Origin of the sequence: Rhodococcus sp. BE178, from assembly GCF_050433545.1 — a bacterium.
In the GTDB taxonomy this organism is placed as follows: Bacteria; Actinomycetota; Actinomycetes; order Mycobacteriales; family Mycobacteriaceae; genus Prescottella.
On record NZ_JBNPXA010000006.1, the window covers coordinates 58,430 to 72,077 of the forward strand.

Sequence of the window (13,648 nt, forward strand, 5' to 3'; positions counted from 1 at the left end):
GCGGGAGTTCGGTTGTCGCAGTTGGAGGCGGGCGCGCGAAGATCAGCGGCTCGAGCGCCACCGCCGCGGATCGCACTCGAGCGCGGCGCGATCCCAGTCGGCGTTGTCGGCGGCCGCCTCGTATGTGGTCTGCAGGAATCGTTGCAGCGTCGCGTCGGGGTCGTCCGCGGTCCGGGCGGCCTCGTAGGGCAGCAGGAACTGGCGGTGCTCGGTGCTGTAGAACGCCTGGTCGGGCGCCGCCGGGTAGTCGGCGAAACCGTCGGGCTCGGGGTAGGCGTACGAGTAGAACGCGCCCTCCTCGCCGCCTCCGGGCCACCACCCGCAGCTCGACAGCTCGTGTGAGTAGCCCTCCACCATCACCCAGTCGCCGCAGTGGGGTGCGCCACCCGGATGCTTCGGCGCGGTGCGTCCCGAGAACCGGGTGCACGCCATGTCGAACGAGCCCCAGAAGAAGTGCACCGGACTGACCTTGCCCAGGAAACGGGACCGGAACTCGTGGATCCCGCGGTCGACCTGGATCAGCTGCCGCCAGAACAGGTTGGCCGCGTGCGCGTCGTACGACGCGTGCGCGGTGTCCTCGGCGAACGGGATCGCCGTGACCACCTCGTTAGGGGTCGCCGTGATGTGTGTCTCGATGCCCAACTCGTCGAGCGCGCCGGTGATCAGGGTGTAGAACTTCGCGACCGGCATCGGTTCGAGCGCGAATCCCCGCGCCGATCCGTTGCTGTCACGGATGGTCAGGCGGTGGTCGCAGAAGTCGAACTCGATGTCGAAGACGCGGTTGCGGTACGGGATCGCCGACGTCGTCAGTCCCCGCGCGCTCACGTACAGCGGCACCTGCCACCAGTGGTTGACCAGCGGGGTGTGGGCCAGACGGACCTTGCCGACGATCTGCGTCCACATGTGCAGGGTGTCGCGGGTGGGTTCCCAGTCCGCGACCCGCAGTGCGGGCCAGACATCGGAATCGGTGGGTGAAGCGGCCACGACGTCTCCCTCCGGAAGAATCCTCGAGGATCTGCAGCTTCTCCGGAGTCTAGGCGTCGGTGGTGATCGGCCGGGGCTATCCGCCGGAATGCATGATGTCGGCACCCTCGGGGACGAGGGTGTCCTCGGGGTCGTCGAGCCAGCCGTCGGGCAGCGCGACGGTGCCGGGCGAACCCTGGCGGCCGCGCGGGCCCTCGGCGTCCTTGGGGAAGGGCACCGTCGGGTCGAGCTGGCCGAGGAAGCCCTCGAGTTCGGCGAGCGAGGACACCCGGGCCATCCCGTTGCGCAGTTCCGAGCCGGCCGGGAACCCGCGCATGTACCACGCGATGTGCTTGCGCATCTCGCGCATGCCGCGGTCCTCGCCGTGGTGGTCGGCCAGCAACCGACCGTGCCGCAGCATGATCGCGGCGACCTCGCCGAGCGTCGGTGGCGTCGGGATCTGCTTGTCGTTGAGGGCGGCGCTGAGCTCGGCGAACAGCCACGGTCGGCCCAGGCAGCCACGTCCGACGACGACACCGTCGCAGCCCGTCTCGGCCATCATCTTCGCGGCGTCCTCGGCGGCGAAGATATCGCCGTTGCCGAGCACCGGGATGTCGGTGACGTGTTCCTTGAGCCGGGCGATCTCGCTCCAGTCGGCGGTGCCCGAGTAGCGCTGCGACGCGGTGCGGCCGTGCAGCGCGAGGGCGGCGGCACCCTCCGCGGCGGCGATGCGTCCCGCGTCGAGGTGCGTGTGGTGCTCGGCGTCGATGCCGATGCGCATCTTCACCGTCACCGGGATGTCGGTGCCCTCTGTCGCCTTCACCGCGGCGGCGACGATCTGCCCGAACAGGCGGCGCTTGTACGGCAGCGCCGAGCCGCCGCCCTTGCGGGTGACCTTGGGGACGGGGCAGCCGAAGTTCATGTCGATGTGGTCGGCCATGTTCTCGTCGACGATCATCTTCGCGGCGGCGTACGTGATCTCGGGGTCGACGGTGTACAGCTGCAGCGACCTGGGCGTCTCGGTGGGGCCGAACGTGGTCATGTGCATCGTCACCGGATGCCGCTCGACCAGTGCGCGCGCCGTCACCATCTCGCAGACGTACAGGCCCGACGTGCTTCCGGCGCGCTCGAGTTCGAGTTCACGGCACAGGGTGCGGAACGCGACGTTCGTGATGCCGGCCATGGGGGCCAGCACGACCGGGCTGCCCAGCTCGAGGGGGCCGATGCGAAGGGGTGACATGAAGACCTCGGGATAACTACTACGGGAGAAAAGACTGTGCCCGGTACCGAATCCGGTACCGGGCACAGGATAGCTGCAACGGGGCAGGTGGCGACCTGTCAGGAGGCCTTCTCGGCGCGCGCGGCCTCGCGGGCCAGCGACCGGTCGCGCATCTCCTCGAACTTGGTGGCCTGCTTCTCGAGATCCTCGAGGAACACCGCCAGTTCCTCGCGGGTGTCCTCGCCGCGCGCAGTGAAGTCGGTGCGATCGAAGACGTTCCACTTGCGGAGCACCGGCATCACGACCTCTTCGAGGTGCTGACGCAGGTCGTAGATGCCGTGCTTGGCCATCAGCACGCCGTTGCGGCGGAAGTTCGGCATACCGGCGCCGGGCATCTGGAAGTTCTTGATGATGTCGGTCACGGCCTTGAGTGTCTGATCGGGTGCGATGTCCATCGCCGCGCCACAGATGTTCCGGTAGAAGATCATGTGGAGGTTCTCGTCCGCCGCGATGCGCTGGAGCATCTTGTCGGCGACCGGGTCCTGGCAGGCCTTGCCCGTGTTGCGGTGCGAGACGCGGGTCGCGAGTTCCTGGAACGTCACGTACGAGACCGAGTGCAGCAGGCCCACGCTGTCGCCGGCCGGTGAGTTGTAGCCGTTGGTCATGTGGATCATGCGGGCGTTCTCGAGTTCCACCGGGTCGACGCCGCGGGTGACCACGAGGTAGTCGCGCATCACGATCCCGTGGCGGTTCTCCTCGGCGGTCCACCGGCCCACCCAGGTGCCCCAGGCGCCGTCACGCGAGAAGTTCTCGGCGATCTCGCGGTGGTAGGAGGGGAGGTTGTCCTCGGTGAGCAGGTTGGTGATCATCGCGGCCTTGGCGACCTCGCCCAGGCGAGACTGCTCGGGATCCCAGTCCTCGCCGCCCATCGCGGCGAAATTACGGCCCTCGTCCCACGGGACGTAATCGTGCGGATGCCAATCCTTGGCCATCGAGAGATGCCGATTGACGTTCTCTTCGGCAACAGGCTGCAGCTCCTGCAGCAGCTCGAGCTGGGTGAGATCCCGCGACATCCGATTCTGCCTCCGTAACGAGTTGGGGGACACGCATTCCTCGGGGAACGTGCTGCAAACCTACGGTACCGTAGGTTCGAAGGGAAGAGGGCCGGGTGGCAGTGGATGCCGCTGCGTAATCCCCCTGGGGCGGCACGTCCCCTGTGGCCTCGCCGATACCGAGTTCACCGTGTCGTCTGTGTCGGACGTTACACGTCGGTGACCTTCGGGGAGCCCGTTTTCCACGCTTCTCCCCACTGTGAATCTGCTGTGAATCGGAGGAACCGCTCCGCGGCGAGCGGCAGTGGCCGTCCGCTCGCCCAGACGATGCCGATATCGCGTCCGGCGCCGCGCAGGGGGACGAGCGTCACGCCCTCGGGCCAGGCGTGCGGCTCCTGCCACGGCATCACCGCGACACCGAGCGACGCCGACACCAGGCCGCCGATGGTGGCCAGCTCGCTCGACTCGAAGACCACGGTCGGCACGACGCCCGCCTCGGCGCACAACTCGTCGAAGATGCGACGCATCCCGTAGTCCTCGTGCATCCCGATGAACGGTTCGTCGGCCGCGGCGCCGAGGTCCAGGGAGGTGCTGCTGCTCAGCGGGTGACCGGCCGGGACCGCGAGGGCGAGTCGCTGGTGTGCGACCGCGGCCCACTGGACCTGCGGCGTCCGCGGCCTCGGTGACACGAACGCCAGATCGTCGCGGCCCTCCACGACGCGGTCGACGAGGGCCTGGGCGGCGTCCTGGTAGAGGGAGAACGTGACCTTGGGGCGCTCGTCGCGATAGGCCCGCAGCACCTCCGGGACCAGCCGGGTTCCGAACGAATGCAGGAAGCCCAGCCGCACGGTTCCACCGTCGGGGCTGCCCAGTGTCGCGATCTCCCGCTGCGCTGTCGACAGCTCGGTGAGGGCCCGGCGTGCGTGCTCGAGGAGTACCCGCCCGCTGTCGTTGATCTCGAGCCGGCGTCCGTGGCGGTCGAACAGTGCGACGCCCAGGTCGCGTTCGAGCCGGGCCAGGCGACGCGACAACGTCGGCTGGGAGATGCGCAGCATGTCCGACGCGGCCGTGACCTGCTCGGTCTCGGCGAGTGCGACGAACCAGCGCAGGCTCTCGATCAGTTCCACCCCGCAAGCTTATGCACAGGATGCATCAACAGCTGTTGAGAAATGCATTTCCTTTGTCTACGTCGCATCGCGAAGATGGTCGACGGAGGCAGATGCATGAAGAACACGGTCGCGGGAGAGACGGTCGCGGGGGCGACGAACCCGCGCGACGATCGCCCGACCCGAGGATCGCGGGAGTACCGCGCGATCACCCTCGCGCTGTTCGCGGCCGGACTCACCACGTTCGTCTCGATGTACTCGGTGCAGGCGCTGCTGCCGGCGCTGACGGACGACTTCGGGGTGGCCCCGGCGGTGGCCGCGCTCGCGGTGTCGGTCACGACCGGCATGGTGGCCGTCGCGATCATTCCGGCGAGCGTGCTGTCGGAGCGTTTCGGCCGGACCCGGGTGATGGTGACCTCCGCGGCGGTGTCGAGTGTGCTCGGGGTGCTGGTGCCCCTGAGTCCGAGCATCGAGGTGCTGTTGGTCGGGCGGGCCGTACAGGGGATGGCACTGGCCGGGATTCCGGCGGTCGCGATGGCGTACCTCGCCGAGGAAGTGGGCTCCCGCGATCTCGGATCGGCGATGGGTCGGTACATCGCGGGCACCACGATCGGCGGTCTCGTGGGCCGGCTCGTCCCGTCGGTGGTGCTCGACGTCGCGTCGTGGCGCTGGGCGATGGAGGCGGCGTCGGTGCTGGCGTTGGTGCTCGCCGTGGTCATGACCCGCAAGCTCCCGCCGTCGCGCAACTTCCGGCCGCAGCGCGTGCATCCGCGGATCGTGCTCGCGAATCTGGCTGGACACCTTCGTAATCCGGCGCTCGCGACGCTGTTCTCCTTGGGGTTCCTGCTGATGGGCGGCTTCGTATCCGCCTACAACTTCCTCGGCTTCCGGCTGCTCGCGGAGCCGTTCTCACTGCCCGAGGCGCTGGTGGGTCTGGTGTTCCTGATGTACCTCGCGGGCACCTACACGTCGGCTGCGGCGGGCGCCGCCGCGGACCGATTCGGGCGTGCGACGGTCCTGCTCGGTGCGGTGGCGGTGATGGCGGCCGGGCTGGTGATCACGCTGACGCCGTTGCTGCCGCTGGTCCTGCTGGGGATGCTGCTGTTCACCGGCGGCTTCTTCGCCGCGCATTCGGTGGCCAGCGGATGGGTGGGGTTGCTCGCCACCGAGCATCGCGCGGAGGCGTCGTCGATGTACCTGTTCTCGTACTACCTGGGGTCGAGTGTCGCCGGGGCCGCGGCGGGTGTCGCCTATGCGTGGGGCGGCTGGCCGGCGACGGTCGGGTTCGTCGGTGTGCTGCTGGTGATCGCAGTAGCAGGAGCCTCAGGGATGTTCCGGCAGTCGCGCCCCGGACCGGGTCGACGCGTCCGGGCGTCGGCCGGCGGGCCGGGACGTCGCGAGCACCGCGACGGCAGCGACGAGTAGCAGCAGTCCGGCGCCCGGTCCGGTGACGGTGCTCGGTGCGACGTCGGTGGCCAGCCCGACGACGAGCGCCACCACCGCGATCGCGGTGACTGCCACGCCCAGCGGGACCAGCCACAGGTCGCCGAACATTCGGGCCAACGGGAAGAAGTGGATACCGACACCGGCGCAGATCCACACCGCGGTCCACGCCCCGAGCCCGAGCGATCCCAGCAGAATCGCACCGGCGAAGAGGACCCCGAACTCGGCGCCCACGACGACGTTGTACCGCCGTCGTACCTGTGGATCGGCCATCGGAGTGTGTTCCCCGGTGCTGCGGACCGCCGTCATGATGCCCACGATCACGACGAGTCCGGCGACCACCTGACCCACCAGGAGCACCGTGCGGAGCCAGTCGGGCGCCTCGGCCGATCCCCAGCCGAACCACATGAAGGCGAAGAACCCCTCGATGACGGCGGTGATGCCGCGAGTGCGCGTGTTCGTGGTCGCCGGTGTTCGAGTCACCGCCCCATCGAACCATCGAGAGACCGCATCGTCCCGTCGAAAGTCTTGCGGCCGTGCGTGTGGGAGGCACACAATCGCGCCATGGTCGCGAACATGAGCCGCCTGCAGCGGATCGTCGACGAACTGCCGGAGGCTCAGCGGGTCGATATCGAGGAGTGGGGTGGGCACCCCAGTTTCCGCGTGCGGGGCAAGAACTTCGTCTTCAGCGACGCCGACGCGACGAGCCTGTCGTTCAAGTTGCCTGTGGACGAGGCCGCAGCGGTCGTGGCGACCGAGTCCGGTATCGAGCCGGCCGGCTACGGACTGGGTCGACACGGCTGGGTCTCCACCGCGGTGCCGCCCGACGGCGGCGAGGAATGGTGGGCTCAACTGCGTGAGTGGCTACGCACGTCGTACACGCTGATCGCGCCGAAGACCCTGGCGCGCATCGTTCTCGCCGAGGACGGGGCGCCGACGACGGGAGGACCGAAGTGAGCGACACCTCCACCACCACACCGTCCAAGGCGGGGATGCCTCCGTGGGCGAGGAAGGCGATCTGGGGCGGGGTGATCCTGGCGGCACTGGTCGTCGCGTACTTCATCCTGGCCGCATTCCTGCCGCGCTGGTGGGCGCAGCGTGTCGGCTCGCTGTCGTCGGGCAGCTTTGCCCAGGGCATCACGTGGGGGCTGCTGTACGGGGCGCTGTGCACGGCGGTTCCGCTGCTGCTGTTCTATCTCGCGTGGCGCTCGCGTCATCGCAAGCACGCGCGGGTCTGGGTGTTCACGAGTCTGGTGCTCGGCCTCGTGTTCGCGATCCCGAACCTGCTGACGCTCACAGTGGTCCTGGGTGGCAGCAGTGCCGCGCACGCGGGTGAACGCACGCTGGACGTCGACGCGCCCGGGTTCCGCGGAGCGTCGCTGTGGGGAGCGATCATCGGTGTTCTCGTGTTCGCGGCCGTCGTGTTCCTCAACGTCCGGTACCGCAAACGCGGCGAGGAGTTGACGGAGTTGCGCGCCGATCTTCATCAGCGGGAGCCGGAGTCGTCGGGGGAGGCGCCGGGGCCAGAGATGTGATCGCCCGTCGCGCGAGGTCGGTCGGCGCGCCCTCGTCTTGCACCGAACCCGTCGTCGGCGCAGTCTGGGCAGGGGGCGCGTTTGTGAGGTAGAGCCGTGGATACCGAGGCCACTGAGATCACCGAGATCGCAGCCGACATCTTCCGTCTGTCGACGTTCGTCGACGACGCGAATCTGGTGATGAACCAGTTCCTGATCCTCGGCGAGGAGCCGTTGCTCTTCCACACCGGTCTGCCCGTACTGTTCCCCTCCGTCTCGGTCGCGGCCGCCCGATTGCTACCTGTCGAAACGCTGCGCTGGATCACGTTCGGACACGTCGAGGCCGACGAGAGCGGCTCGATGAACCGTTGGTTGGCAGCGGCTCCCGATGCCGAGGTGGCGCACGGTGCGATGGGGTGTTTCGTCCAGGTCGGATACCTCGCCGATCGCCCGCCCCGCCCACTGCAGGACGGCGAGGTCATCGACATCGGTGGCCGCCGGGTGCGGCGTATCGAGACCCCGCACATTCCGCACGGCTGGGACGCCGGCCTGATGTTCGAGGAGACGACGTCGACGTTGCTGTGTGGGGACTTCTTCACCGCATTCGGCAAACTGCCCGCACAGACCGAACACGACATCGTCGAACCGGCGTTGGCCGCGGAGGACCTCGGGCACGCGACGGCGCTGACCCCGGCGCTCGGGTCGACGCTGTCCGAACTCGCCGATCTCGACCCGGCCGTGCTGGGACTGATGCACGGTCCGGCCTTCCACGGCGACTGTCCCACGGCGCTGCGTGAACTGGCGGTCGCGTACGACGAGCGCTTGAACGCCGAATTGGCTCGCCGGCGGCGCTGAGCCGAAATCGTCCGGGACCGTGGGCCCTTCGTCCCTCGTTCGTGGGTCCTTGCTCCCGACATCCGCGTCAGGCCTTCCGTGACCCGGTGCGGTGTGGTGATCTGTTGATGCCTCTTCGCGCAGAGGTCGACCGTCGGTTTCGGGTGCTGTCGACGGTTCTGCTGGACGCCCCGTCAGTCTGGAGACGGGGCGTTCGCCATTTCTTCCCGATGAGGGCCCTTCGTCGAACCCTCGGGGGAGGGCGGTCGTCGGTGTACCGGTGCGGCACACTCTCCCTCGCCGGTACACCGACGGCCGGATACTCCGGCGCTGCACCGATCCTCGTCGTGATCGCGATTGTCGGGGGCGAAGTTCCCACGAGCCGGCGGATCCCACTAGACTGCTGCCCGCACGCCCCTATAGCTCAGTTGGTAGAGCTACGGACTTTTAATCCGCAGGTCGTAGGTTCGAGCCCTACTGGGGGCACTCAGACCCCCGCCAGGATCTTCCTGGCGGGGGTCTTCTGCTCTCGGTGTTCCGGGTGATGCGCGGCATCGGTCGACGAGTTGATTCGACGCGCGGTGCGGCCGCTTCCGCGGCCGGAGCTTTCCGCTGCCCGGATCCGAGATGCCCGGCTGTGCGGCGCCGGGGAATTCCGGCTGTGGAACGGCTCGGGTGCGCACCCCCTGCAGCACACCCGAGCCGGGAAAATTATACCATTCGGTGTGTTTTTGGGCCTGTGTCGTCGAAGCCCGAGGTCAGGGCATTGCTGTTTCGGACCCGGGCACAAGGGGACTAGTCTGGTTTTCGGGCGGGTGGCAGCTGGCCGATCAATCGGCCGGCGTTACGGCTTTCGGAGGCGAGTAGCGCAATGGCACGTCAACAGGAACGTGCGCGGCGGACTCGCGCTGCGATCGTGGAAGCGGCCGCAGTCGAGTTCAGCAAGCGCGGATACGCGGCAGCGTCGGTGAATGCAATCCTCGAGGGTTCGCACGCGACCAAGGGCGCGATGTACTTCCACTTCGAATCGAAGGAGGAGCTCGGGCGCGCGGTGCTGGGCGCCGCTCTCGAAAAGTTCAAGGAGACGACGGACCGGTGGATGAGCCGGACGGATCTCGACCCCTTCGAGGTACTGCACGGTCTCATCGACGACGTTGCGCGGATGTTCCTGTCCGACGCGATCGTGCAGGCGGAGTTCCGGTTGATCATCGAGCCGGAGTTCTACTCCGACGTGCAGAACGGCGGGGCGAGCGTGTGGGGTGGTTCCGCTCACGAGTTGGTGGAGAGGGCCAGCCGCGAGGGGTTGGTCCGGGAGGGCGCCGACGCGGAGAAGTTCACGCGGGTCCTCGCGGCCGGTCTGGCCGGCCAGCGGTACATGTCCGACCTCACGGCGCAGGAGGTCGACCTGCGGGCAAGGTTCGAGGAGACGCTCGAGGTGGTTCTCGCGGGGATGGCGTCGGAGGCGTGGCTGGAGAAGTGGCGCCGTGAGGGATGGCCGGTGGAGACGGTTGCCGCAGGGCCGGAGTGATTCCGCCTTTGCGGCCCCTGATCAGGCGATTTGTGGTTTGCGAAATCGGTGCCCTAAGCTATGCAAGCTCCCAACGGAACGCCGTTGAGGGTACTGGCCGGAGCAATCCGACGGGCCCCCTTCGTCTAGCGGCCTAGGACGCCGCCCTTTCAAGGCGGTAGCGCGGGTTCGAATCCCGTAGGGGGTACGCTTCGCTCGTTGAAGTACGCAGTACAGTTGAATAGCAGTAACAGCAAGGCCCTGTGGCGCAGTTGGTTAGCGCGCCGCCCTGTCACGGCGGAGGTCGCGGGTTCGAGTCCCGTCAGGGTCGCTTTGTCTCACCGGAAACGGTGGGGCGTGATAGGCATTCGGTTCGGGTGCCGTCCGGCCAGGTAGCTCAGTTGGTACGAGCGTCCGCCTGAAAAGCGGAAGGTCGCCGGTTCGATCCCGGCTCTGGCCACCACAGGAAGTCGACAGACTCCGCAACGAGGATGACAACTCGATCGCGGAGTCTTCGCATGCAAGCCCTTGCATGTGCCGGCTCCCGTGGCAGCAGTACAGTTCCACCAGCAGTAACAGCAAGGCCCTGTGGCGCAGTTGGTTAGCGCGCCGCCCTGTCACGGCGGAGGTCGCGGGTTCGAGTCCCGTCAGGGTCGCTCATTCGAGTCGGATACGGTTCGATGCGACAGACATTCGTTCGGGTGTCTTCCGGCCAGGTAGCTCAGTTGGTACGAGCGTCCGCCTGAAAAGCGGAAGGTCGCCGGTTCGATCCCGGCTCTGGCCACCACTTCGAGTACCGAGCTTGTCCTCGGTCTTCCCTCATCCCTCGGCGATTCGTGCCGAGATCATCCGTGTCGCCCCCGCGAGCAGCGGCAGGGCCCGCTGCAGCTGATCCGTGTGGACCCGGCCGCGCAGCGAGATGCAACCCAGTTGGGCCGAATCGGTTTCGCCGGAGCACATGGCGGCGGCAACTGACAGCACGCCGGACGGATCGGTGTCCCAAGCCCGGCCGCTGCGGGTCCTGATGATCCCCAGTTGCCGATGCAGGTCCGACAGCGCCGCCGGCGCCAGCGCACCCCGATACAGCGCGTCGACGTGCTCCGGGGGCAACAGCGCGAGCATCGAGCGCCCCTCGACGGTGCGATCCGCTCGGCTGCGGTCACCGACGCGTGTGGCGATGGAGTCTGCGCAGCGTCCGCCGACCTTGTCCAGCCACACGATGTCACGGCCGTCGAGCACCGACAGGTGCGTGATCAGTCGCGTCCGCAGATGGAGTTGATGCAGGTGCGGGGCGGCGACGGCCCGAAGTTCGTCGCGTTCGGTGCTGCGCCCGAGGGCGATCGCCCGCCAGCCGAGGCGGTATCCGAAGCGGTTGTGGCGAAGCCAGTTCAGTTGGGTGAGCTGGTCCAGGATCCGATGTGTGGTGGACCGGGGGATGTGGGTCAGCTGGACCAGTTCTTCCGCGGTCAGCCGGGTGCCGGCGCCGTCGAACTGATCGAGGATCAGCGTGATCCGCTCGGCCATGGTCGGTGGCACGCTCGAAGCCGAGACATCCAGGTTGTCGTCGATGACAGTCACGTGTCCTCCAATCGCCGGCCGAGTCGGAGATCCGGTCCATTGAGTAATACCGAGTAATACCGAGTAATACCGAGTAATACCGAGCAATACCTGAGTTATACCCACCCCGCCGCTGCCGCGCCAAGCTGGGGGCGGCCGCGAGTGTCCGGTCGCCGGTTACTCATCGGTACGAACTGGTTGTCGAAACCCTCGATGGTGAACAGTGTTTCAGAGTAAACGAGAACATTGTTTCAAATCTAGAGGCTGGGGCGCAGGCGTCGCGCGGGTTGTGTGTCGGCTACCGTGGCCGGGTGCGACCTGAGTGCGAGGCTCCGATGGCGACCGCGGAGATGACGTCGAGCCAGCGGGCGCGGCGAGCGGCGCTGACGGACGCGGTGATCGAGTTGCTGCAGGAGGTGGAACCGGACCGCATCCAGATGCGGGAGGTGTCCGAGCGGTCGCGGGTGGCGCTGGGCACCCTGTACAGGTACTTCCCGACCAAGGCGCACCTGATGGCCGCGTCGATGGTCGCCTGGAACGATCGGCTGTCGCGCAAGCTGGCCGCCGAGCGTCGACGTGCCCGCGAGTCCGACACGAGGGATCCCCGCAGCGTCCGTGATCGCGTGGTGTCGTTGTATCGACGGCAGATGCGGGCATTTCAGCGCGGGCCCAACTTTGCGCGACTCGACCTGGAACTGACGACGTCGTCCGACCCCTACGTGCGCGAGTCCATGCGGCGTCGGGCCGCGGACAACCATGCCGCGATGCTCGAGTTGATGGACGGGGTCCCGGAGGACGTGGCGCGCACGGCGATCCTTGCCATCGACGGGGCCATGCTGTCGGCCATGGCGCTCTGGATCGCCGGGCGCATCAGTTACGCGCAGGCCATGCGCAATGTCGAGGACGTCGCCGGGTTGGTACTCGCCGACTACGGCTGAGCGGCAGACCGGGCGAACGCCCTCTCCTCGGGCGAGTATCTAGAACAGATTCCACCGCTTTTCCGGGACGCGCCCGAGCCGCGACCCGGGGAGACGGTTCCGCGCGCTGAAATGGCTATTTGACCAGTTTGGATGATGTGTCGAATGGCGGGTCGGTGATTCGCGACGGGCGCTCGCCGAGCGGTTGCCCGCTCCGGTGATCGACAAAATCTGTACCCTGTTCTAATCTCTGGGCCAGTGGAGGTGATCGTCCGAGGTATCGGTCGGTTCGGACGTGGCCGGGATGACCTCGGCGGGGATTGGGGCTCGATGGGTGACCGGCAAGTCGCGGATGTACTGCGCGACATCGAGGCGCTCCTGCCGGAGTTGCGCGAACGGGCCCAGGATGTCGAGGACGCTCGGGAGGTCTCCGTCGACGTGATCCGCGCACTCACCGATGCCGGGCACTTCCGGTTGCTGCAGCCGAGTCGATTCGGCGGCCACGAGGCCGATCCGCGCGACTACTACGCGGCGGTGCGGGCGCTCGCGAGTGCGTGCGGTTCCACGGGATGGGTCGCATCAGTCGTGGGTGTACACCCGTGGCACCTGGCGCTGTTCGATCCCCGCGCACAGGACGACGTGTGGGGCGAGAACCCGGACACGCTGATGTCCTCGGCGTACGCGCCGATGGGCCGCGCGATCGCTTCCGACGGTGGGTACTTCTTCTCCGGGCGGTGGAGTTATTCGTCCGGGTCGGTGCACGCTGACTGGGTTCTGGTGGGTGGTCTGGTCGTCGACGACGCCGGGGACCCGATCGACTTCCGCACGTTTCTCGTGCCGGCTCGTGACTACACGATCGACGACGTCTGGGACACGGTCGGACTCCGGGGCACCGGCAGCAACGACATCGTCATCGAAGATGCCTTCGTTCCCGAGTACCGCACCCTGAGCTTCGCCTCGACCGTGCAGTGCGTCGGTCCTGGTCAGGATGTGAATCCTGCTCCGCTGTACCGTCTTCCGTTCTCCGTCGTCTTCTCCACTGCCATCTCGGCGCCGATCGTGGGGATGGCCGACGGTACGTACTCCGCGTTCACCGCGTTGACCGCGGAACGGGTGCAGATGGTGATCGGCGGGCGACTCAACTCCGACGAGAACCACGTGCACATGGCCCTCGCCGAGTCCACCCGCGACATCGAGCTCGCCTGGATGCAGTTGGACAGCAACATTTCCCGGCTGTCCCTGCTCGCGGAGAACGGTGATCGACTGCCGTTGTCCCTGCGGGCCAAGGTTCGTCGTGATCAGGTGAGCGCCACCGGAATGGCGGTCGCGGCGATCGATCGGTTGTTCGATCATGCCGGTGGTGCCGCGCTGCGGCGGGGGACCCCCATGCAGCGGTTCTGGCGCGACGCGCACGCGGGCCGGGCGCACGTGATCAACGACCCGCATCAGGCTCTGGCGCTCTTCGGGCGCAGCGAACTGGGGCACGACATTCGCGACGCGTGGGTGTGACGCGCCGCGCGAGCGGATCGAGGAGGA

General features: G+C 67.5%; 13 protein-coding genes and 6 tRNA genes. 13 read left to right on the forward strand and 6 right to left on the reverse strand.

Annotated elements, in window-relative coordinates; all coding sequences use genetic code 11:
- Positions 1-42: 42 nt before the first annotated feature.
- The 4 genes from J2X34_RS13035 to J2X34_RS13050 all read right to left on the reverse strand — a co-directional run bounded on the left by J2X34_RS13035 (position 43) and on the right by J2X34_RS13050 (position 4,361).
- The gene (locus J2X34_RS13035; protein WP_429517647.1) at positions 43-984 is read right to left on the reverse strand and encodes a DUF5996 family protein; all 942 of its coding nucleotides are present in this window, start codon (positions 982-984) and stop codon (positions 43-45) included.
- 76 nt (positions 985-1,060) lie between these two features.
- Positions 1,061-2,203, reverse strand: a complete 1,143-nt coding sequence (gene dusB, locus J2X34_RS13040) for a tRNA dihydrouridine synthase DusB (RefSeq protein ID WP_429517649.1) — start codon at positions 2,201-2,203, stop codon at positions 1,061-1,063.
- A gap of 98 nt (positions 2,204-2,301) precedes the next feature.
- Positions 2,302-3,255, reverse strand: coding sequence for an acyl-ACP desaturase (locus J2X34_RS13045; RefSeq protein WP_114720830.1), 954 nt, complete (start codon positions 3,253-3,255; stop codon positions 2,302-2,304).
- 188 nt (positions 3,256-3,443) lie between these two features.
- Complete coding sequence (locus tag J2X34_RS13050) at positions 3,444-4,361, reverse strand: LysR family transcriptional regulator (protein WP_429517651.1); 918 nt, start codon at positions 4,359-4,361, stop codon at positions 3,444-3,446.
- A 96-nt stretch (positions 4,362-4,457) separates the two neighbouring features.
- On the opposite strand from J2X34_RS13050, the gene J2X34_RS13055 reads away from it, so the two are divergent.
- Positions 4,458-5,765 carry an MFS transporter gene (locus J2X34_RS13055; RefSeq protein WP_429517653.1) on the forward strand — a complete coding sequence of 436 codons (1,308 nt, stop codon included), beginning with the start codon at positions 4,458-4,460 and terminating at the stop codon, positions 5,763-5,765.
- Here the strand turns inward: J2X34_RS13055 and J2X34_RS13060 are convergent.
- Positions 5,664-6,266 carry a hypothetical protein gene (locus J2X34_RS13060; RefSeq protein ID WP_174908367.1) on the reverse strand — a complete coding sequence of 201 codons (603 nt, stop codon included), beginning with the start codon at positions 6,264-6,266 and terminating at the stop codon, positions 5,664-5,666. The two genes, J2X34_RS13055 and J2X34_RS13060, sit on opposite strands and share 102 nt — an antisense overlap.
- A gap of 81 nt (positions 6,267-6,347) precedes the next feature.
- Between J2X34_RS13060 and J2X34_RS13065 the strand changes: the two genes are divergently transcribed.
- The 10 genes from J2X34_RS13065 to J2X34_RS13110 all read left to right on the forward strand — a co-directional run bounded on the left by J2X34_RS13065 (position 6,348) and on the right by J2X34_RS13110 (position 10,425).
- Positions 6,348-6,740 (forward strand): MmcQ/YjbR family DNA-binding protein, encoded by a 393-nt coding sequence (locus J2X34_RS13065; RefSeq protein WP_174908369.1) that lies wholly within the window; start codon positions 6,348-6,350, stop codon positions 6,738-6,740.
- Between the two features lie 35 nt (positions 6,741-6,775).
- A complete protein-coding gene (locus tag J2X34_RS13070; protein ID WP_429517867.1) occupies positions 6,776-7,318 on the forward strand; it encodes a hypothetical protein in 543 nt (180 codons plus the stop codon).
- A 96-nt stretch (positions 7,319-7,414) separates the two neighbouring features.
- On the forward strand, positions 7,415-8,152 hold the full coding sequence (locus tag J2X34_RS13075) for an MBL fold metallo-hydrolase (protein WP_174908371.1): 738 nt from the start codon (positions 7,415-7,417) through the stop codon (positions 8,150-8,152).
- 392 nt (positions 8,153-8,544) lie between these two features.
- A tRNA-Lys gene (locus J2X34_RS13080) sits at positions 8,545-8,617 on the forward strand.
- A 385-nt stretch (positions 8,618-9,002) separates the two neighbouring features.
- Complete coding sequence (locus J2X34_RS13085) at positions 9,003-9,659, forward strand: TetR/AcrR family transcriptional regulator (protein ID WP_114720842.1); 657 nt, start codon at positions 9,003-9,005, stop codon at positions 9,657-9,659.
- Between the two features lie 114 nt (positions 9,660-9,773).
- Positions 9,774-9,846, forward strand: a tRNA-Glu gene (locus J2X34_RS13090).
- A gap of 49 nt (positions 9,847-9,895) precedes the next feature.
- Positions 9,896-9,969 (forward strand) — tRNA-Asp (locus J2X34_RS13095).
- A gap of 55 nt (positions 9,970-10,024) precedes the next feature.
- A tRNA-Phe gene (locus J2X34_RS13100) sits at positions 10,025-10,101 on the forward strand.
- A gap of 119 nt (positions 10,102-10,220) precedes the next feature.
- Positions 10,221-10,294 (forward strand) — tRNA-Asp (locus J2X34_RS13105).
- A gap of 54 nt (positions 10,295-10,348) precedes the next feature.
- Positions 10,349-10,425, forward strand: a tRNA-Phe gene (locus J2X34_RS13110).
- 32 nt (positions 10,426-10,457) lie between these two features.
- Here the strand turns inward: J2X34_RS13110 and J2X34_RS13115 are convergent.
- Positions 10,458-11,216, reverse strand: a complete 759-nt coding sequence (locus J2X34_RS13115) for an IclR family transcriptional regulator (protein ID WP_114720845.1) — start codon at positions 11,214-11,216, stop codon at positions 10,458-10,460.
- 314 nt (positions 11,217-11,530) lie between these two features.
- On the opposite strand from J2X34_RS13115, the gene J2X34_RS13120 reads away from it, so the two are divergent.
- Both J2X34_RS13120 and hsaA read left to right on the forward strand, forming a co-directional pair.
- Complete coding sequence (locus J2X34_RS13120; RefSeq protein WP_114720848.1) at positions 11,531-12,133, forward strand: TetR family transcriptional regulator; 603 nt, start codon at positions 11,531-11,533, stop codon at positions 12,131-12,133.
- A gap of 309 nt (positions 12,134-12,442) precedes the next feature.
- A complete protein-coding gene (gene hsaA / locus J2X34_RS13125) occupies positions 12,443-13,621 on the forward strand; it encodes a 3-hydroxy-9,10-secoandrosta-1,3,5(10)-triene-9,17-dione monooxygenase oxygenase subunit (protein WP_429517657.1) in 1,179 nt (392 codons plus the stop codon).
- The last annotated feature ends 27 nt before the right edge of the window (positions 13,622-13,648 follow it).

What these genes read in the sequence shown, in the direction of transcription:
- dusB (WP_429517649.1), bottom strand. Translation starts at nt 2,203, where the DNA reads ATGTCACCCCTTCGCATCGGCCCCCTCGAGCTGGGCAGCCCGGTCGTG.
- J2X34_RS13045 (WP_114720830.1), bottom strand. Translation starts at nt 3,255, where the DNA reads ATGTCGCGGGATCTCACCCAGCTCGAGCTGCTGCAGGAGCTGCAGCCT.
- J2X34_RS13055 (WP_429517653.1), top strand. Translation starts at nt 4,458, where the DNA reads ATGAAGAACACGGTCGCGGGAGAGACGGTCGCGGGGGCGACGAACCCG.
- J2X34_RS13065 (WP_174908369.1), top strand. Translation starts at nt 6,348, where the DNA reads ATGGTCGCGAACATGAGCCGCCTGCAGCGGATCGTCGACGAACTGCCG.
- J2X34_RS13070 (WP_429517867.1), top strand. Translation starts at nt 6,776, where the DNA reads ATGCCTCCGTGGGCGAGGAAGGCGATCTGGGGCGGGGTGATCCTGGCG.
- J2X34_RS13085 (WP_114720842.1), top strand. Translation starts at nt 9,003, where the DNA reads ATGGCACGTCAACAGGAACGTGCGCGGCGGACTCGCGCTGCGATCGTG.
- J2X34_RS13120 (WP_114720848.1), top strand. Translation starts at nt 11,531, where the DNA reads ATGGCGACCGCGGAGATGACGTCGAGCCAGCGGGCGCGGCGAGCGGCG.
- hsaA (WP_429517657.1), top strand. Translation starts at nt 12,443, where the DNA reads ATGGGTGACCGGCAAGTCGCGGATGTACTGCGCGACATCGAGGCGCTC.